The 20,701-nt window shown below is 37.7% G+C and carries 16 protein-coding genes and 2 pseudogenes; 7 read left to right on the forward strand and 11 right to left on the reverse strand.

Features of this window, described 5'->3' with window-relative positions; translation table 11 throughout:
• Positions 1-186: 186 nt before the first annotated feature.
• Positions 187-318: pseudogene (locus LQ203_RS24885) on the reverse strand (site-specific integrase); the annotation flags it as partial.
• Between LQ203_RS24885 and LQ203_RS24890 the strand changes: the two are divergent.
• Positions 317-833: pseudogene (locus LQ203_RS24890) on the forward strand (chemotaxis protein CheA); the annotation flags it as partial. The pseudogenes LQ203_RS24885 and LQ203_RS24890 overlap by 2 nt on opposite strands.
• Positions 834-853: 20 nt before the next feature.
• Here the strand turns inward: LQ203_RS24890 and LQ203_RS24895 are convergent.
• The 8 genes from LQ203_RS24895 to LQ203_RS27770 all read right to left on the reverse strand — a co-directional run bounded on the left by LQ203_RS24895 (position 854) and on the right by LQ203_RS27770 (position 6,995).
• On the reverse strand, positions 854-1,432 hold the full coding sequence (locus tag LQ203_RS24895; RefSeq protein WP_230162334.1) for an RIO1 family regulatory kinase/ATPase: 579 nt from the start codon (positions 1,430-1,432) through the stop codon (positions 854-856).
• Positions 1,433-1,479: 47 nt separating this feature from the next.
• Positions 1,480-1,824: an NAD-dependent epimerase/dehydratase family protein gene (locus LQ203_RS27760; RefSeq protein ID WP_356715430.1), complete on the reverse strand. Its 345-nt coding sequence runs from the start codon at positions 1,822-1,824 to the stop codon at positions 1,480-1,482.
• A gap of 104 nt (positions 1,825-1,928) precedes the next feature.
• On the reverse strand, positions 1,929-2,378 hold the full coding sequence (locus LQ203_RS27765) for an NAD-dependent epimerase/dehydratase family protein (protein ID WP_356715421.1): 450 nt from the start codon (positions 2,376-2,378) through the stop codon (positions 1,929-1,931).
• Between the two features lie 97 nt (positions 2,379-2,475).
• Complete coding sequence (locus tag LQ203_RS24905) at positions 2,476-3,459, reverse strand: phosphotransferase (protein ID WP_230162336.1); 984 nt, start codon at positions 3,457-3,459, stop codon at positions 2,476-2,478.
• Between the two features lie 120 nt (positions 3,460-3,579).
• The gene (locus LQ203_RS24910; protein ID WP_230162338.1) at positions 3,580-4,758 is read right to left on the reverse strand and encodes an ATP-grasp domain-containing protein; all 1,179 of its coding nucleotides are present in this window, start codon (positions 4,756-4,758) and stop codon (positions 3,580-3,582) included.
• A 13-nt stretch (positions 4,759-4,771) separates the two neighbouring features.
• Entirely contained in the window at positions 4,772-6,082 is a 1,311-nt protein-coding gene (locus LQ203_RS24915) for a glycosyltransferase family 4 protein (protein ID WP_230162340.1), read from the reverse strand.
• Positions 6,079-6,735, reverse strand: a complete 657-nt coding sequence (locus LQ203_RS24920; protein ID WP_230162342.1) for a PIG-L deacetylase family protein — start codon at positions 6,733-6,735, stop codon at positions 6,079-6,081. Before LQ203_RS24920 ends, LQ203_RS24915 begins: the two co-directional genes overlap by 4 nt.
• A complete protein-coding gene (locus LQ203_RS27770; protein ID WP_356715433.1) occupies positions 6,732-6,995 on the reverse strand; it encodes an EAL domain-containing protein in 264 nt (87 codons plus the stop codon). The genes LQ203_RS24920 and LQ203_RS27770 overlap by 4 nt, the downstream gene beginning before the upstream one ends.
• Here LQ203_RS27770 and LQ203_RS24925 point away from each other — a divergent pair.
• The 3 genes from LQ203_RS24925 to LQ203_RS24935 all read left to right on the forward strand — a co-directional run bounded on the left by LQ203_RS24925 (position 6,974) and on the right by LQ203_RS24935 (position 9,492).
• Positions 6,974-7,255 (forward strand): class II fructose-bisphosphate aldolase, encoded by a 282-nt coding sequence (locus LQ203_RS24925; RefSeq protein ID WP_356715436.1) that lies wholly within the window; start codon positions 6,974-6,976, stop codon positions 7,253-7,255. The two genes, LQ203_RS27770 and LQ203_RS24925, sit on opposite strands and share 22 nt — an antisense overlap.
• A gap of 113 nt (positions 7,256-7,368) precedes the next feature.
• Positions 7,369-8,007 (forward strand): AAA family ATPase, encoded by a 639-nt coding sequence (locus LQ203_RS24930; RefSeq protein ID WP_230162347.1) that lies wholly within the window; start codon positions 7,369-7,371, stop codon positions 8,005-8,007.
• A gap of 777 nt (positions 8,008-8,784) precedes the next feature.
• A complete protein-coding gene (locus tag LQ203_RS24935; protein ID WP_230162349.1) occupies positions 8,785-9,492 on the forward strand; it encodes a hypothetical protein in 708 nt (235 codons plus the stop codon).
• Positions 9,493-11,748: 2,256 nt separating this feature from the next.
• Here the strand turns inward: LQ203_RS24935 and LQ203_RS24940 are convergent.
• Entirely contained in the window at positions 11,749-11,943 is a 195-nt protein-coding gene (locus LQ203_RS24940) for a tyrosine-type recombinase/integrase (RefSeq protein ID WP_290370647.1), read from the reverse strand.
• Positions 11,944-12,076: 133 nt separating this feature from the next.
• Positions 12,077-12,379, reverse strand: coding sequence for a hypothetical protein (locus LQ203_RS24945; protein ID WP_230162351.1), 303 nt, complete (start codon positions 12,377-12,379; stop codon positions 12,077-12,079).
• A 579-nt stretch (positions 12,380-12,958) separates the two neighbouring features.
• Between LQ203_RS24945 and LQ203_RS24950 the strand changes: the two genes are divergently transcribed.
• The 3 genes from LQ203_RS24950 (at position 12,959) to LQ203_RS24960 (ending at position 19,847) form a co-directional block, all read left to right on the forward strand.
• Positions 12,959-14,818 (forward strand): sensor histidine kinase, encoded by a 1,860-nt coding sequence (locus tag LQ203_RS24950; RefSeq protein WP_230162353.1) that lies wholly within the window; start codon positions 12,959-12,961, stop codon positions 14,816-14,818.
• Entirely contained in the window at positions 14,793-15,434 is a 642-nt protein-coding gene (locus LQ203_RS24955) for a response regulator transcription factor (protein WP_230162354.1), read from the forward strand. Before LQ203_RS24950 ends, LQ203_RS24955 begins: the two co-directional genes overlap by 26 nt.
• Positions 15,435-15,698: 264 nt before the next feature.
• Complete coding sequence (locus LQ203_RS24960; protein ID WP_230162356.1) at positions 15,699-19,847, forward strand: S8 family serine peptidase; 4,149 nt, start codon at positions 15,699-15,701, stop codon at positions 19,845-19,847.
• Positions 19,848-20,701 lie beyond the last annotated feature (854 nt).

Consider the following 20,701-nt stretch of genomic DNA (forward strand, 5'->3'; position numbering starts at 1 on the left):
GTTTTGTTGTATGCTTTAATTAAGGTTAGATTGTATGATGTTCTCATGTGAAACTCCACAATCTATGGGCGGCATGATGTAATCATCGCCTAGAACCCTTGGTATATAGGGGTTTGTAAGGTGGAGATTAGTGAAATGCTAACTTTTTGCTAACTTTCAGTTTTTAAACAACTTTACTTCAACCAATTAGAGGAGACCTTTCGTAAGTTCACTGAACTTATGGGAGGTCTTTTCTTTGATATTTTTTGTCATATGAGCGTAAATGTTCATCGTCGTGTTTATATCTGAATGCCCTAATCTTTCTTGAATCTCTTTTACGCCTGAATTGTTTGATGTGATATTTTTAGCGGTTGATGATTTAGAGGCGATGGTCATGTCCATTGCTGAAGGTGGAGATGGAAAAAGGGATGTAGTGAATGTTGTCAATCAACTTGAATTGATTGAAAAAGGGGAGTCCCCCGTGTCTTCCTCAATTGCACAGGTTGCAGCTTCTGTCGCTCTTGAAAAATGAGGAAATGACTGCGGGAGAGTACGATGAATTTGAATGGACAGTACTTCAGCAGTCCAAAGATCAAGGCTTCAACAGCTTCGAAATTTCGATAGGGTTGCGTGAGGACTGTCTTTTAAAAGCGGCAAGGGTGTTTATGGTATTTGAGGTGCTTGAAAAGTCAGGTGAAGTAATCAAGACGCAACCACCCGTAGAACTTTTGGAAGAAGAGCAGTTCGATCAGCAATTTACAGTCACCATGGTAACAACAGAATCGAGTGAAGAGATAAAGAAAAAAATCATGAAGGTTTCCGAAGTGGATCAGGTTGTTGTAAATGCCCTTGATTTTGAAGGCTTGAGGCATGCTTATTTTTTATCAGTCACTAAGTTTTTCCATTCCTTATATAAGGATGGGCGAAGCTTTTTCACATGTTCCAAAAACTCTTCCAAAAATCCAATCTTTTTTAAATCAGTCAACAATTTAGTAGGGACAGATCTGACCGTATTAAATGCCCTCTTAAGGTCAATTATTTTTATTTCCCCTAGTTCATTGAAAAAAATGTGGCGAACTTCAATATCTAGTCTCGTAAAACCCACAGTTTTCATTTCATCCAGCATCGATAATATTTTCCCCACAATTGCCTCTGAGAGTTTTTTCTCTTTTTTTAAATAATGCTTAAGATTATAACCTTTCACAAACTCCATCACTATATAGTTAGAACCATATTCATATAATTTAGGAATAATTGGAGACGATTGTCCTTTTTGCAGTGCATTTAATTCCTTTTTTTGTGTGTCTTGATTAACAAAAATTTTGACGCACTTCTCAGGGGTCAATTGAAAGACGGATCCATCTGCCCCCTTTCCAAGCATTGTGTAACCACTCAGGTCTTGAACGGTTACAACGCCTTTTTTCATGGCTGCTATTTTTTCAAAATCCTTCATTTCTGATCTCCTTTTTTTTCGATATTTCTTCAAATGCGCCTATAATTTTAAAAACCTTTATAATACTTTAAAGTTTCATTTAATCCAGCTTTCAAATCATAAGCCGGATTCCAGCCCAAAAGATAAGAAGCTTTGGTATTATCTAATCGGCTATAGCGAATATCTCCCTTACGTTCGGGCATGGAGAGGGAGTGAATATTTATAGAGGTAAGTGATGTAATCATCTGATAAAGTTCATTAATACTTATCTTCGAATCACAACCAATATTGAAGATTTCATTTGTTCCTTTTTCAATGGCCAGCACGTTGGCCAAAGCAACATCTTTCACATACACAAAATCCCTTGTCTGCTCTCCATCTCCAAAAATAATGGGAGATTCCTCATTAAGGATTTTCTTAAAAAATAGAAATCACTCCCCCTTCTCCTTTTGAAGTTTGGCGGGGACCATAAACATTGGCATATCTTAGAATGGTAAAAGGTACGTTATGAAGTATGTTAAATATTTGAATATACATTTCTAATACCATAATAGGATTGAGGTTGAATGGAAAATGTTTCTATTATACTACAACCGTCTTTTTCTCCGTATACTGCACAAGATGAGGAAAGTATGAATTTTTTCGCATCGTACTTTTTGCAGCATTCAAGCAAACGAATCGTTCCAAGAATATTTTGATTAGCATCCTCAACTGGATTTTGTATCGAGTAGGCAACATCCACTTGTGCGGCTAAATGGATCACTACATCCGGTTTTTCTCGAGCAAAAACATCTTCTATTTGTGGTGAAGAAATGTCCAGGTCAATGAAACAAACGTGAGAAGGCACATTTTCTCGTTTACCTGAACGTAAATTATCCACTACTAGCGGTTCATAACCTGATTGAATTAATAAATCGACAACATGTGAACCAATAAATCCAGCTCCGCCTGTAACGAGTACCTTCATCCGGACTCACAACTATCATTTCTATATATATGAGAAGACCGTATAATATTTTGCATGCATAAAACTCCTTTATAGTATTATGAATTCGTGCGATGCACTAATATAACCCAAGTTCTTTTCCCCAAACCTCAATTTTTTCAAGGTATCTCTTGAGAAGAGTGCTTTTTCCTCCATCCAACACCTTTTGCAAATGGCTAGAAAGCTTTTTTTCTAGGGTTCTTTGTAAATACGCCTTTTTAAGAAGATTCAGTGGATCCTCACTGAAGGTTATCCCATATTTTAGCATTTCTTGGCAATAAACTTGCACACATTGACTTCGAATCTCCTCTTCCCTTTGTTGCCAATCCCAGCGAAAATCTATTAATAATTCGACTAGAACGACCAAATCATACCAGCAAGGATAATGCTTCGCTGACTCCCAATCAATCAAAGAGACTTTCCAGTTCTCCTCATCATCATTCGCATTTTCACAGCAAATATTGTGGACATGGAGGTCGCCATGGATCAGACACTGGCCAGATTTAGTAATTTCGGGGAAAAAAACCGGACCTTTTTTTAATATTCTTTTGATAATTTTATACCTTGGTTCCACCAATTCTTTTAAGTTAGGATCTTTCATTGCCAAATCTAGGTTTTCCATTGCTTTTTTGACCCCTTTAGTCCTTTCCTTTACCTTCTCCTCAGAATCAAAATGGGGAAGAGAGGCGTCGAAAAGATCTGCATGCCTCACAAATTGATTATCAAAGGTTTTGGCATGAAACTTTGCCACCGTGGGGATAATTCGTTCCAAATGATTTGGAGCTAATTTTATTTGTCCTCGTAACGGCTTCAAACATTCGGTAAACATCCATGTTTCATTCCCATTTACATTCGGTTCAAGCCAATACAAACGCGGCATAATCTCGTGATAAATGTTATAGGCTTTTTGATACATATTAATTTCCAACCTATGATTTTCTTTCAGTGGCAGTTTGTATATTTTAAGCACAATGGGAATGAACTCCGTGCCATCAGTTAGAACCAACTTCCAAATACTTGTCTTTTCACGTGAATTTTTGAGGCATTCTATTCTTTCTTCCACTAATTTCACTTTTTTACCAAGGACATTTTTAAGCTTTTTTTCCCAATCAAATTGTTTCCAACGGCTAAGAATTTCTTCTATACTATTCAAATAGAAAGTTCCCTCCCTCTTTTATCATTTTTACTGTCTCCCCCATAAATTTCGCAAATGGGAAACAAAACTCCGAACAAATGGAAGAGGGTCATTCCAAGCAAAGAGAGCCTCAACCTTTTTTCCATATAAGCTCTTTATCCACTCAACGAACCTCATTTCCCCATTTTTTTGTTTTTGGCGAAAGGAAAGAAAATCACGGACGAAGTAAACCCATTTGACCCCTTCTTTCTGCTCTGTCACTGGTGATGGATTTTGCCCGGTAAGGGATAAATAATACAAGTAAGCCAAATTAACCCCACAAGCAATCGATAATGCTTGAGTTAAACCTATTCTTGAATTGATTTCGATAAATTTCAGTTTCCCATCTCTTGGATCCCGTTTAAATTCGGTAATAGCCAAGCCTTTGAATTGAATATCTTTTAGAAAGGTAGTAGCAAGTTGAATGACTTCTTCATCCCTAACACTTAGGGCAAGAGCAGTGGATCCAAAATGAGGGGGAAATTGATGTAATTTTTGGTTCATCCACAAGCCAATTAAACTCATTTGTTCGTCAAAAAAAGTCTTGACGGAATAAATACAATCCTCCGCACCAGGAATGACTTCCTGGATCATTAGTTCACCGTATGGGCGATAAAAAAGGTATTCTTCTCTCAATTGGGAAGGACGTTCTACTACTATGGCTTTCTTATAAAGACGATGATCGATATTTGAGCGGAAATGAGAAGAATAAACTGGTTTTAATATACATGGGAAGGTAATTTGATTGATAATTTGCTCAAATTGTTCTTCATTATTTATAGCGTAAGTTTTGGGGCATGGCACATTTGATTTCATGGCCAATTCATACGTTAATCTTTTATCTAATACAGCTTCGACCAGTGTGAGATTAGGTAATAGAAACCGATAGTAGTGTGAAAGGACAAATCTGTTTTTTGAAATAAACTGAACAAAGTCATCAGAACCCGCATACAGGACTGGCTTTTGTCCAAACTTTTGCGACAGTCTAATAAGAAATAGTATTAATGCTGGTCCCTCACTAACTGGATTCGGACAAATTCCGCAAGTGGCAAACCAAGTTTTACCGATTTCATATTTTCCGCTCGTATCAAACGCATATACCTTTATCCCTTCTTTCGCTAAACTCCTCACAATCCCTATACCGGTTGCACTTAGATCAAGAACAACGGCTGGAACATCATGTAGCATGCTCTTTCCTCCTTCAAAATAATGATTGATAGATTTCTTCAATCTTTTTGACCATGTTACTAGTGGTTAAATGTTTTAGTGCAAATGCCTGTGCATTGCGTGCTAATTCTTTTCTAATTGATTTTTTTCGTAATAAGAGCGATAACTTTTTTGCAAGCTTCTTTGGGTTAGCTGGTTCAACAATAAATCCTGAATAATTATTTTTAATAATTTCCGGGATTCCGCCACAATTGGTAGTAAGAATTGCTTGTTTGGTAAACATTGCCTCAATAATTGAGATTGGCAGCGTATCGCTTGTGGTTGGCAGAATAAATATGTCTGATTCACTTAGCAATTTAGGTATGTCTTCTCTGCTGCCTAAAAAGGAAACGTTTTTCAATTCCAAATCATTAACCTGCTTCTCGAGCTGCTTTCTCATCTCACCATCGCCTACTATCCGGACTTCTACATCTCTCAGCTTGTCTTTAATAAGCGCAAGGGCTTCAAATAGGTACTTATGACCTTTACGTGGTCGAAGGCGTGCGACACAAGTTATCACCATGTTAGGTTGGCTTTTTTTCCTTTTCTTCTGAATATTCCATCCGCCAAAATCAATTCCAGTATAAACAGTGGTCATTTTAGATTCCTCCGCACCTAAATTTATTAGAATTGGGCGAAAGACATCACAAACGATGATTAATTGATTAGCATTTTTAATGGCTTGTCTGTCAATGGCCGAAAAATAGATTTCCTCAACCGACCCTTTTTCCATCAAGTTAAACTTTAATCTGTTGTGGGTCATAAATCCATGAGGTGTAAAAAGAAGAGGTTTTTGAAGGGATCGGTTTAGTATCCCTATTACATTAGCTGTATATCGATCTTGTGCGTGGATAATATCATATTGCTCCAGGTCAATATCCTTTAACATCGTATAGTAACTATATAGTTTGCTAATGTTGTGTAGAATTTTTCCATTACAGCTGCCATACCGATTGATAAAAAAATGTGTAAATTCCTCAGAATATCTAGTTCGTAATACCTCCATTTCTTTAGATGGAAAATGATTTGGTGCTATTACATGGACACTATGACCTAATTTTTCCAAGCCGTTTTTAAGTGATGTGATATAGTTTTGCAGTCCACCGATACTTGGATACTCCCAAAACGTTGTGATTAATATTTTCATTTTTTTGTTTTGAATTTCTGCTGAATGGATTTGCTGCCTTTCTACCACTTGTTCTTCTTCAAATATTTCATTAATCTCATAATATTGATCCATAGCTGAGATTAGGTATGGAAAAAGAGTCGGCACAAAATGCTGGTCCTTTTGATGTTCTCCTGTCACTTCCACACCCTCCTTATGATTTCAAAAGCTTCTGCGAATTCGACCCCAACCGTCATTCCCCTGACCCGCGCTAAATATTTCACTCCGTCGTATGAACGTGGATGAGGGAATGGTCTCATTTCTATATCATAATGGTGAAGAGATTGTAGCTTGTCATCGATGGTATCTGTAATATCCACAAAATAATTGGGTTTGAATTCCTTATCATTCGTATGCTGGCTCCATTCACTGGAAGAAACCGTTTCAAAACAAAGGATCTCAATCGGTTGTTTTCCAGGCAACGGCCGGGCTGCTGTGATGACTGCTTGAAACAAAATTTGATGGTCTTTGTTTGTATCTCCATAATGATGAGTGAAAATTATAGAAGGTTTATGCTTATCCAATAGAGCTTCAATCGCTTTGGCGATTTCGTGAAGTGGAATTGTTTCCAACAATAGATTGGGGAATTCCAAAAATAGGACCTCGTCTACCCCTAAGTGTTTGTTAGCTTGCTGCATTAATGGCTGAATGTGCTGCTCCTCTTCCTTACGTCCCTTGGCGGCAATCACTGTGATTACCTTATAGCCATGATTAATTAATTTCTTTATCGTTCCGCCGCTTCCAAGAATTTCATCATCGGGATGAGCGGCAATCACTAGAACATTCATACTCATTCAGATCCCTCAACTCCATTTAATATTAGTACTCTTGTAATTATATGAAATTGATCCGAAGTGGATATGGACAATGGTAAAAAAACTTCGACACACCCATGTCGAAGCAGAAAGGTTACTTGATCGTTTGTTTCAACGCCCTCAGCGATGACTTGAAGTTTTAATAACTGTGCCATTAGAATAATAGTCTTGATGATGGTTTGATCATTTAAGTCATGAGTACATTCAGACATAAAGGATTGATCAATTTTCAGGCTTATCTTTAGTTATTCATGGAGGTACAGGTGTTAATGAAATGGATATTCATGAATTAATAAATAATGGGATTCGTAAATTTAATGTTGGTACTGAGTTGTTAGTAGCATGGACGAAAACAGCGAAAGAAACATTCGGAGAAACAAAAGTAACTAAATCATTACGACATAATATTATTCCATGTAATAAGGCAGTAAAAGAAATTGTCAAACATAAAATTGGAATCTTCATGAATAAAGAAGACAGTACGCTTCAAGTAAAATAGTCAAAAAAAAGTTCATTTGGCATTTTTGTAAGAGTTGGAGAAGATGGATAATAAAGAGAGTACGGGGTATTCCTAGTACTCTTTCTTTATTCGTTAGATTATGAGGTGGTAAGATGGATAAAGCCTTAATCTTATTAGCAGGTTTACCAGGAACAGGGAAAACCTACTTGAGTAATATCATCAATAGTAAATTAGGGTCATTTTATAATCTTTCTCAGGATGACTTGAAAGAATATTATTGTGATATATATGGTTATCGTAATTTAGAAGAAAAGCAGAAGATAGAAAAGATAGCATGGGCGAAGTACTATGAAATAATGGAACAGCAAATGCAAGTAGGCGACAATATTATGTCTGATTATCCTTTTAGTCAGAAACAAAAACCTCATATTCAGCAATTAGTAGATAGATATGGTTATAAGGTCGTTACTATTCGGTTAATTGCAGATTTAGATGTTTTGTTTGAACGGCAAAAAAAGCGAGATTTGGATCCCACAAGGCATTTGAGTCATATCGTGACTTCCTATAAAAAAGGGGATCATTTAGCTAATAGAAGTAATGCAGATAATTTATTGATCTATGAGGAATTTATAAATAGATGTACAACAAGAGGATATGACACGTTTGAATTAGGGAAATTATATGAAGTCGATGTATCAGATTATACAAAAGTGAATTATTCTAGGTTGTTGGAAGATATAGAACGGGGATACATTAAAAGGTACATTTCTGAAACTAGCAAAGAATTGTGAAATCCAAAACTTAGAGGCTTTTTTACTTACATTATATTATTCATCTCTTTATGCATATAACCCTTGGTGCAGAATCTAAGGGCTTGAAGGAATACGATTTTACTGTAGAGAATGTCGTGACAAAGTAAGAGAATTATTGAAGTTCCTCACTATGAAAACTTATAACTTTGGTAGTGCAGCAGAAACATTGAGAAAGAAACTTTCTCAAAAAATAAAAGGTGTACCCTAAGAGGACTTGGAACAAATTGTTCATTACGCTCTGAAATATCACGCTAAAGTCCAACATCATCATCGTAAAGGTGATGATCACGAGTATACTAGTCGTGATAATAAGCACATGTACTATAAGATTCTTGCTGACACTAATTTATAAGTGGTGACAAAACTGACTATCGCTTTGAGGTAGTCAGTTTTTAATTAAATTACAGAGGAGTTTCCAGAGAACCCTGATTTAGACTTAGGGAAATAAGGTCCAATTGGTGGCACGGAACTAGGTGGTAAATCTTGAGGATAAGGCTGGCCAGTTTTCTAAAGGCACGGGACCGGGAGCCAGGCCCAACCAGATGTAACACCCACAACGGATAAGGATAGATAGAGGCTATGCAAGAGAAGGAAGGTAAGCGAATAGATGATCTAATCTTATATGGAAACAGAAGAAAGGAAAAGGAAATCTTATCGGTATCCCTAACAACTTCTGGATAGGCTATACTTATCTAGACAGAAAATTTAAGGTCAGGTAGACTACAGATACAACTAGTTATAGAAAAGAGGACCGATATGCGACGTGATATACAACTGAATGAACAAGCTTTCTCTTCCAAGGAAGTGGCAGAAGAAGTGGGGATTGCAACTCCCACTGTTCGAAAGTATGGTCAAATCTTAGAGCGGAATGGATATGAGTTTTTGAAAGATGGAGATCGACGTATCTTTGTTCAATCTGACATTGTAGCGCTTATAGCGCTACGCGATACGGACAAGCCCCTAGACGATACAGCTAAAGAACTTGTATATCAACAAAAAGAAAGATTAGAAGGATCCAATGAAACACAGATAGCGGTACCCGATACATATAAAAATTTACCCCACGACCCCAATCAATTAAACGAGGTCTTAATGTTTTTAGTCAATGAACTCGCAGCCACACGTGAAATGAATGTCCAACTGACAAACGATATGTCACAGCTTAAAACAAAGGTTTCCCGGCTCCAGCAAGATCATCATGTTATAAGTTCTAGTATTGGAAATTCAGCGCAAAGAACTAATGCTAAAATTGAACAATTAACTGAACAACAAAATACCCATTACGAAACATTGCTGGAACAAGAAAAACAAAAAAGTGAACTCTTACAAAAAGAAATACAAAATATGCGGGACGAACAGAAAAAAGAATGGAATTCACAAAATGAATTTAATAAACGTTTAGAAGAGGCTATACAAAAACGTTCCGAAAAATGGCGGGGGCTTTTCTCCATATTCAGAAAATAAGGTGAGTGTTAAGGTTTTTTTGCCTAGCTGTGTATTGATTTGTTGAAGCAAATTATTGATGTAGAAACATTTGATATATCTTTTTTAAATAAATAATGATGGATAAAAGCATTGAGATGCGAATCCACAAAACTTTTAAAAAATCATAGTGCCATATATGATTCGCGTAGTTGAAACACAGAATTAAGAAAGAATATTTCAATTTTACAGGATTTGGTACCTGCTATGTGAGAGCTCGGCGATACCAGTGTATCGGACGTTCTACCAAAGGCAAACTAAGGCTCAATTGAAATTCATTGGAGATTTGTTTAAGCGATATGCATCTAAAACAAGAGTTATCCTTACTAGAGTTGCTCCAGACAGGGGTGTATCGCTGGGCGATATAACTTGCAAATAAATTCGAAACCTTTAGGTTTAATAGAAAAGTGGCGTTCGATATGCAAACATGATATACATCCGAATGAACGAGTATTCTTTTCTAAGGAATTGGGGATGCAACACCCACTGTTCAAAAGTATGGTCAAAACTTAGAACGAAACGGATATGAGTTTTTAAGATGGTAGTTGCCTATCTTTATTCAATCTGACATCGAAGCGCACATAGCGTTACGCGATACGGACAAGTCCCTAGAGGGTACAGCTAAAGACCTTGTGTATCTACAAAAAGATAGATCAGATGAATCTATTGAAACAGAGATAGCGATACCTGATACATATGACAATTTAACCCATAATTTCAAACGAATAAAAGAGATTTTAATTGTTTTAACCAATGAACTCGCAGCTACGCGTGAAATGAACATCCACTGACAAACGATATGTCTCAGCTTAAAACAACGGTTTCCCAGCTCCAGCAAGAACTATGATAGTGTTCCTCAAGAAAGGGGCTTATCGGTTCTTTTTTGTGTTTCGTATCGCTGGGCGATATAACATGAAAATAAATCCACGGAACCTTCATCTTTAATAGAAAGGGAGGTCCGATATGCGACAGGATATACATCCGAATGAATGAGCATCCTCTTCCAAGGAAGTGGAGATGCAAAATCAATGTTCGAAAGTATGTTTAAAACTTAGAGCGAAATGGATAGTTATTGTTAAAATGTGGAAATAGACACATCTTCGTTCAATCCGACATCGAAAAGCTTAAAGCGTTACGCGATACGAGCAACCCTCTAAACGATAGAGCTAAAGACCCTTGTATCAAGAAAAAGAAAGATTAGAAGGAACCAATGAAACAGAGATAGCGATACGATACATATGACAATATATTTAACCCATGTTCTCATTCAATTAATAGAGAGCTTGATTTTTTAACCAATGAACTCGCAGCTACGCGTGAAATGAACATCTAACTGACAAACGATATGTCACATCTTAAAACTGAACAACAAAAAACCCATTACGAAACATTTCTTCAATAAGAAAAAGGTTTCATTACTTTTTTTTTAGTCTCCTTTACGATATTCATGTGTTAATTTGCGTTAATAACTATTTAAACCTAAGGCAATTAAATCAAAAGTAGAAATTCCTTTGTTCCAACTATTCGGAATCACTATTTTCAAATTTCAACAATTTCCCGAGAAATATCTACAAATTCTGAGTAGATATCGACAAAATTAGAAGCTTCTAAAAGAAGTAGTAAAACATAAGTACATCGAAAAGAGTAAATATGACTAAATTCTTAGCCAGGCACACTTATTGGGTAAAAATGATATCTATGCAGTAATTATTGCAGGATTTTCAGATAAAGTTGCAAAGATATATTTTTGTGATGGCTTGATTTTTTACGCATGTAAATAACGTATATGATGACGTTTTTTTAACTTATATACAAGTTGCAAAAGAGAGCTTCTTTATCGAGCATAACGAAGAGTTTAATATTAATGAAGTTAATACATTGGTGAAAATTATGACCAATTGAGCTGCTTTTTTATTAAAACTGCGGGATAGTGGCTGTGGAAAATGAATAAGAAGAAACAGCATAACTAGAGCCCATCTCAAACGAGAAGGGCTTTTTTTGTCCTCGGGTTTGTCCTCTTCTTAATAATATCGCATTTAAATTAATTTAGTTGAATTCTTGCGAAATATTGATATATAGTCCTTTTTTGTATCCTATTACTTTCTATTTTATTTAAAGATGAATGGGCGGAATGATGTAATCATTCCCCAAAACCCTTGAATTATAGGGGTTTTTAAGATGGAGATAAGTGAAATGCTAACTTTTTGCTAACTTTCAGTTTCTGAAAACTTACTTTCACTATTTAGAGGAGACCTTTCGTAAGTTCAATGAACTTACGAAAGGTCTTTTTTCAATATTTTTTGTCATATGAGCGTAGATGTTCATTGTTGTATTTATGTGTGAATGTCCTAATCTCTCTTGTATCACTTTTATACCAGCACCAGCTTCAATGTGAAGAGATGTGTGGGTATGTCTAAAACTGTGTGGAGTGATGTGCTTTTTTAATCTTCATATGCTTCATTTGTTCGGACTGTAATAAATTTTTGTGATTCTTAGTTTTTCTTTATGAAGTCAAGGGTTGACCACTTTAGAGCAAGAATTTCTTCCAAGCGAACTCCCGTATACGCTAAGTTGCAAAGGCAAGATAGTCAAAAGAAAGTCCATTTTCTTTAGCAATACTTAAGAATGCCTTCAATTCACTTAATTCCAAAAATTTATCTTTGGGTTCTTCTTCAACGTCTTTTATAGTTATTTGTTTTTTAGGCATAACAAAACCTTCTGTTGGGTTTGCAAGTAGTAAATCTTGGCGGAGAGCGTGTTTAAAAATCATATTTACAGTAGTATGAATGCTATCAAGGTAGTTATGGCTAAACTTCTTGGACAATTCATTGAAATGGGACTGATACATATGCCTTGTTATCTTTCGCAAAAGGAGATGACCCCATTTTAGATATAAGGTGCTTTATAGCAATGCTACGAGTTCTTACACTGCTTACTTTTACTTGAATACCAAAATATTCAATCCATTTCATCGCGAAATTTTTAAAAGTGATATTCATTTCCTTCAATTCGGTTTCGTATTTCTAGATTGGTATAGAGAAACGCCTAAGATAAACCTGATACCATCGTAACTCGGTTAAAGTTAATTTTAGCTTTTGTTTTTATAAGACGTTGTAAAACCTGGGAAAATACTTTGATATACTTTGAGATTGCATCTAAAAGAATCCTCCGTCAAATAAAGAGAGATTTGAACTTTGGGTCATGAGGATGAAGTTTAGTTTACTTACACTTTTTGTACTATATAGTCTACAACAAAAGACCATAACATTTACAACATTTGATGAGCAGGCAAATAAAGAATCTAATAGTATACTAGTATTGTGTCTTACCATTTAGGGTAATCGCACAGCCGGTGATTGGCTAGTGGATATTTTGCCATTTTGCCAGTGCCGGTTTTTTGTTAGATAATGATAGATAATGATTCTTGCAAATAAAGGAAGGTGCCGTTTTGAAAAAGATAGATTCTATCACTAGGAGGGAACAAATAGCGAGTTTTTATCTTTATTCTATTTCTTTTCTTGGTATGATTGCTGTTATCAATTCTATATTTAAAAGTGAAATGCCTTCTGAATTCATAATCGTTTTGTTGTTAGCTGTGTTAATGGGGATTATTGAGTATTTTCCTATCCGTATTGGAAGAGGAGGTATTACACTCAGTCTTACGCTTATTTATCCAATGAATTGGGAGTTTGGTATACATATAACGGTTGTTGCTTGTGTATGTGTGATGGTTTTTACACATACCCTTCGCCGCTTACCAATTCAAAGGACACTATTTAATTGCACCCAATTTGCTTTTAGTATCACTTTGGCAGAATGGTTTTCCAACGAATGTATTTCTTTTTTTATTACGGAGATGAACCTGCCAGTTTTATATGAAGAATTAATAAGCTTGCTGTTATTTACCGTCTTTTTTTGCCTTTTCAACACCCTTTTATATGATCTTTTAATGGTGTTTCTGCCTCAGCAATATCCACTAGAACAGTGGCACAAGAAAAATATATTTTTATTTTTGAGCGCAAGTTTTTGTTTATGTTACGCCTCTCTTATTTATATCTTAGAACATCGATATCGAGGGGAGTTGGATGGAATTACCGTTCTGTTCTTCTTTTTCCCACTTGTAGCAATCTGCACCATCAGCTCCTTCATGAGGCAAATACGGATTGAAAAAGAACGATTATATAACCTTTTTACCATTACGACGGAGTTAAGTCACGGGCTGTCTGCCGGAAACTTAGATCAAATGAAACAATCACTTAAAGGATTCTTGGGAATACAAGCGTATGCTTTATGGGCAAAAGATGAGGGGGATTGGCAGCTTCTATTAAAGGATGGGAAAGTACATTCCAATATTTCAAGTTCTTCTGATATCCATCCGAATTTTGAAGAAATATCTGAAACCTTTGTTGTTACTGATTGGAAAACAGGTATGGCCCCGGGAGATGAAGTATTTGAAGATGTCATACGTTCCCTTGTCTACCTACCTCTTATAGTAAATCATGAATTGGTAGGGATATTTGTTGCAGGTAAAAGCAGGAGGGCGAGTTTTATTACCGAAGATATACAGTCCTTATCTACGTTTGCCAATCAATTGGGCAGCTTGCTGAAAACACGGTCCCTCGTCGCCGAACAAGAAAAACGAATGATTCTGGAAGAAAGAAATCGGCTTGCCCGGGAAATTCACGATGGAATTGCACAAGTATTAGCCGGGGTCATATTTCAGCTGGAATCAGCTCTGAGGCAGTCCGCGGATCAATCAGGAAACATGGAGCAAGTGGTAGACAAAAGTATAAAAAAATTACGGAAGAGTTTAGGGGAAGTTCGCTATTCTATCTATGCTTTAAAGCCATATCCTACCCAAAGGCTAGGGTTAAAACAAGCGATTGCAAATAAAATTCAATCGATAAAACAAGAAAATAATTTAGCGATTAAATATCATGAAAGGGGCCGTTCTCGAACACTCAGTTTTACAATAGAACGAGCCATCTTCGATACTTTACAGGAAAGCTTGCAGAATATTGTAAAACATGCAAAAGCGGACGAAGTTGACATTCTTCTAAGCTATCACCGTGAACATGTGCTTTTAAAAGTGAAGGACAACGGGATTGGCTTTTCCCTTTTTGAATCCATGATTAAAACAAAGCATGAGCCCCATTATGGCATTTTACATATGAATGAACAAGCTGAACAGATGGGCGCTACCCTTCAGATTGATAGTTCCACAGGAAAAGGTACAGAAATTACATTGTTCATTCCAGATTCAGAAACAAGGGAGGAGTACCATGATTCAAATATTATTAGTAGATGATCATACGGTCTTGCGTGATGGAATTCGGAGTATATTGGATCTCGAATCAGACATCCGAGTCGTGGGGGAAGCTGTGTCCGGGGACGAGGTGTTGAAGAAAGTAGAGGAGTATCGACCTGATTGTATTTTGATGGACATCAATCTCCCTGGAAAAAATGGCATTGAGGTCACGTCCCTCGTGAAAAGTCAGTATCCGAATTGCCGCGTTCTTGTATTGACGATGTATGAAGATAATGAATACTTAATGGAAGCACTTCGGGCTGGTGCAGATGGCTATTTATTGAAGGATTCGTCATCCGAACAAGTGGTAGCAGCGATTCGAATGGTGTCACAAGGGGATTCGGTTATTCATCCTCGTATGACCAAAAAGCTGATAACGTATCATCACCAGCAAACGAAATCAGAGCCAAACGAAAATACTCTGACTAAGCGTGAAAAAGAAATACTGTTTGAGTTGGCCAAAGGTCTTAGTAACAAAGAAATCGCTGAAGCCTTATTTATCAGTGATAAGACTGTCAAAATTCACATCAATAAGATTTTCAAAAAGCTGAATGTGAAAAGCCGTTCACAGGCAATCATTTATGCCGTTCGAAATCAACTTGTTCCATTTTCATAAATCATAATCACTTAAAAGAACTGTTCAGTACCTTTATTATTTTTCTTTAATAACAGATCTGGAATAGTTCTTTAGTTATATATTGATCTAGAACCAATAGATGAAAAATTACTTCTTATGATTAATTTTCAGAAAAGTAGAAATATGGGATGATATATTAAATCTTAGTTTACTAGATCCATGAATTCATCTTTAAATGAATTGTTTATGAAGAACAAATGTTTAGGGAGAAAATAGCAAATATATAGGATAAGGGGATGCGGTATGAAGAGGAAAAAAATCAGTAAGATTCTTACAGGGACATTAGCTGTTGGCATGATATTATCTCAAGGCGCTCCGTATAATGTATTGGCGAAAAGCCCGTTTGAGTTGAATCCAGTTGATCATGCGGAAGAAATTTTAAAGAGCCTGTCTGCGGAACAAAGAAAGGCTTTAGAGCAATTGGATACCAATTCAAACTTTACGATTTCTCCGGATATTAATGCAAATAGTCCGGAATTAGTCAAAGTCATCGTCGAATTTGAACAGGCGCCAGCCAAAATAGAAGTGATGAAACAAGCGGCGAAAGGAAAGAAACTATCTTCTGCAGATGCGAATGAGAAAGTGGAAAAAGCTCATAAAGATTTTAAACAGCATGTGCAATCATTGAAATCACAGAAAAACGTGACTAATTACAAAGTGGAAGATGTAAAGATCACAAGAGAGTATAAAAACGCCATCAACGGTGTAGCGATGACACTGCCTGGTGTGGCAGTTAAGGATTTGCTGCAATCTGGAGTAGTTAAACGTATTTTTAAAGATTACGAAGTGAAAGTGGAACCGCCGGTAAAAACGAAAGAAGCCATCGAGCCGAAAATGGCAGACAGTATTCCGCAAATTGGCGTGGACAAGCTGCATGCCGAGAACATTACCGGCAAGGGCATTAAAGTCGGTGTACTTGATACAGGTATTGACTACAATCATCCTGACTTAAAAGAAGCATATAAAGGCGGATATGATTTTGTAGATAATGATGCCGATCCAATGGAAACGACCTACGAGGATTGGATTAATGCTGGCAAGCCGGAAGAACCAGGCTATGTGTATTACACAAACCATGGGTCACATGTCGCAGGGACGATTGCAGCCCAAAAGAAAAACAATGTGGATTATGCTGTGAAAGGGGTAGCACCTGAAGTAGATTTATATGCGTATAGAGTATTGGGACCTTGGGGAGGGGGAAATACACAAGGAATCCTTGCTGGAATCGATAAAGCGATTGATGATGGCATGGACGTCATCAATATGTCGCTTGGCGCGCAGACTAACGATCCTTTATACGCCACTTCTGTCGCAGTAAATAACGCCATGCTTTCAGGATTGGTGACCGTCGTTGCTGCAGGTAACGCCGGACCGAACGAGAAAACTCTTGGTTCTCCGGGAACAGCGGCTCTTGGCATATCAGTAGGTGCAAGCGATGCCTCCATGTCCATTCCTGCATTTAATGGAAGCGCTTCCGCCGAGAAATTTGAAAATATGCAGCTGCTAGGCAAAGATTTTTCTGATAGATTAGAAGAATTGCAAGGAAAATCCTTACCAATTGTATTTGCGGGACTTGGTAAAGCAACTGATTTTGCGGGGAAAGATGTTAGCGGGAAAATTGCGTTGATTCAGCGCGGGGAAATTGCTTTTGATGAAAAAATCAAAAACGCCAAAAACGCTGGGGCTAAATCAGTGATTGTGTATAACAATGTCGACGGGCAAATACCTGCCTACTTGGGTGAGGCTGTCGGGTTAATCCCATCCTTCCGCCTGTCAAAAGCGGATGGTGAGCGATTAAAAGGGCTGGGCGAAGGTTCTTTCACATTTGAAACGTTAAATAACACAAAAACGGAAGGCGATCATTTAGCAGATTTCAGTTCACGCGGACCGGTAAATGGAAATTATGATATAAAGCCGGATGTAGTCGCTCCAGGTGTGTCGATATTCTCTACGACACCGGAATTCATCAACGATCCGCAGGACGGCATTAATTACGGGAATGCCTATGTGCGCATGTCGGGTACATCGATGGCTACACCACACGTGGCAGGCGCAGCAGCATTGATTTTGCAGGAGCATCCGGAATACACTCCTTTCGATGTAAAAGCGGCACTCATGAATACATCGGATGATTTAAAAGGGAATAATTCTGTATACGAAGTGGGTGCAGGACGAATCGATGCCTATCAAGCGGTTCATACAGACACATCCATCAAAGTATGGGATAAGACAAAAAATATCGAAAATGGAAACCTCGTAGAAATTGACGAACAAACAGGCTCCATCGTATTCGGCAGATATTATAAAAAAGGTAATGAACCAATTGAAGCAAGCAAAAAGGTGAAGGTTCAAAACAACAGCCAGGAAGAGAAATCTTTTAAACTAGAAGTGGAGTATCACGGTGAGCGTAAAGGCATTCAAGATGCCGTGAAGAACGGTGTAAAAGTGGCGGTGCCTTCATCGATTACAGTGGGAAGCGGCCAAGTACAGGAGCTCCAGCCAAAAATAACGATTCCAACCAGCGCTGCGGCAGGAAGATATGAAGGGTATATTCATGTGACCAACGCGAACAATCCAGCCGAATCCTATCAAATTCCATTTGCTGTTATGGCGACGGAAAAAGGATTTGATTATGTCAAAGCGACTAGACCATCCGTGACAAATACAACACCTTTCTGGGAACTTAATGACAAACAGATCCATTTCATCATGAAGTTGAACAGCCCAATGACAACCATGGATGTGCTTGTAAAAGACGGTAAAACAGGAGAAGCTGTAGGGTTCATAGGGACAGCGAACACTAACTTTCCAATAGATAGAGAAGTGTTTCTTACGGGTGCGTTCAGCGGTACGGTCTTACCATTTACAAATGATCCGTCCCAGCCAATCAGTGATGTTCCTATAAAGCTTCCAGCAGGCGATTATATACTGGAACTGATTGCACACGATGAGGATGGGAAATCATATGTGGTAGACAATCCACTTATCGTGGACAATACAGCACCAGAAGTCAACATGGATATAAAATCGGGTGTAATCGAAATCAATGATTCTATGTTTACAGTAGAAGATGGCCAAAAAGCGGTGTGGATGCATGGAACAGCTAAGGATGAGACAGTGGATCTATTACAATCTAAAGGGTTGGACATCGATCAATCGTCCAACACTATGGCTTACTATACAGGTGCCTCTGGATATATGGCTGGGTTCTTCCCGATTCAAGCGAATGGAGATGTGAAGTTAGGAATTGAGGAAAGTGATATTGCAAAACAACCTATGAGATTGTGGTTGAGAACGTGGGATACTGCAACGGCAGTTGGTTACCAAAAGTATTATTTCATGAAAGAAGGAACGGAATATACGACTTCCAGTTATAACAAGAAAGAGTTAAAAGTCGGCGATAGCTTTACGATGACACTCAGCCTTAATAATGTGAAACAGCTTGTCTCGGGAGAATTTAATGTAGAGTACTACAAAGACTTCTTCAAGTTTTCGAACGTGAAGCTGAACAAGGCAGTCAAACAATATGCAAAGGAAAAAGGCTTACAGGTATCACTAGATAAACCTGTTGTGACGGAAGGTACATTCAATAATAGTTTGAAAATCGGTGCTTCCATTACTGGAAATGCATTCAGAGGACTGGATGGAGACATGCCGTTCCTCGATGTAACGTTTAAAGTATCGAATGATGAAGTTTACGACGAAATTCCTGGATTTGAGGTAAAGAAGGGGTCTTATAAGAAATCCGGACAAACAGCAGACACTGCTATTCCTTTTTACGGCACTGAAGATCTTAAATTAATTCCTACACATACACAGTTGCTGGGATCCATCTTACCGGAAGCATTTTTGATATATGAATCAGGATCAGCATTTTTGAAAAAAGCGGATTACTCAAAAATAGGAGCACAAGTATACGCTCTCTCTAAAAGTGGTAAAAAATATCCAGGAACAATTGATAAGAGTGGAACATTCATAGTCAATGATATTCCTGCTTCCGATCAAGTATATACAGCTGTTTTCGATGTTCCGGGGCATCTTAAAGTGATGAAGAAATTCATTCCTGGATATCATGATGCAAATGGAGAGCTACGAGGGCAATTTTTAAGAATTGGTCAGAGAAGTCTTGCAGGGGATGTGAATGGCGACAAAATGATTGATATCCTCGATATCCAGAGTGTCGTTGATGCATATGGTACGAAGGATTCATCCATCGTGCCGCAAGATATCAATCAAGACGGAGAGGTGAACGAGACAGACATTCGCTTCGTTGAGAAAAATTTCTTAACGAAGGGACCGGATGCGCCTGCCGATAAACAGCCGAAAGAAAAAATTGGAAAAAAAGGTCTGGAATACTTCCTGCGCCTGATCGGACTGGAGCCAAAGCAATAGCAAGAATAGATGGGGAGGAATGCAGAGCGTTCCTTCCTTTCTTTTTTATAAAATAAGAAGAGCAGAGTTAAGAAAAGTTGATAAGTCCTCTTTTTTAGAAGATATGTGCGGAGTACCAGATTTCTTCAACAAAAGGGTACCGACCCATCAGGTTAACGCTGCTGAATCTCCTTTACTCCTACACCTGCTTTAATTAAAAGGGATGTGTGAGTATATAAGAGGGTTCAATGTATCTTAAGTGATTATACGAAATTGTGCGTGTGTGTAACTTGCAACAAAAAAGGGGAAATCTTGAGGATAAAGGCTGGCCAGTTTTCTAAAGGCACAGGGCAAGGCGCCAGGCCCAACCAGATGTAACACCCACAATTCATTAGGAAAGCTATTTAAACCTTGTTGGGCCAAATTAACAGAACAACCTATGCTAGTATACAGGTACTGTGCAATCTCTAATTGGTATAGAAAATCCACTATATAAAACGTTACAAGCTTAGCACCTTAAACAGGTGCTTTTTTATGTGCTACCATACATATAACTATAACTGGATGTTCCCACCAAATCTTTAAAGATAAAGACCAACTTCTAACTAAATTAAGGGTTCTTTACTTTAAGATCGAGGCTGTCTTTAAGGCAGCTTTTTCGTGCGCCCGGCATGGGTGCAATCTATAGGGTGAAAGTCCCGAACCATGAAGGCAGTAGTAGTGGTTAGCTTAATGCAAGGGTGTCCACGGTGACGTGGAATCTGAAGGAAGCAAGCGGCAAACCTCCGGTCTGAGGAACACGAACTTCATATAAGGCTAGGTATCATTGGATGAGTTTGCGAAACAAAACAAAGTCCTTACTGCCGAAGGTGGTA

The sequence above is a fragment of the Peribacillus sp. Bi96 genome (assembly GCF_918698115.1).
Classification (GTDB): domain Bacteria; phylum Bacillota; class Bacilli; order Bacillales; family DSM-1321; genus Peribacillus.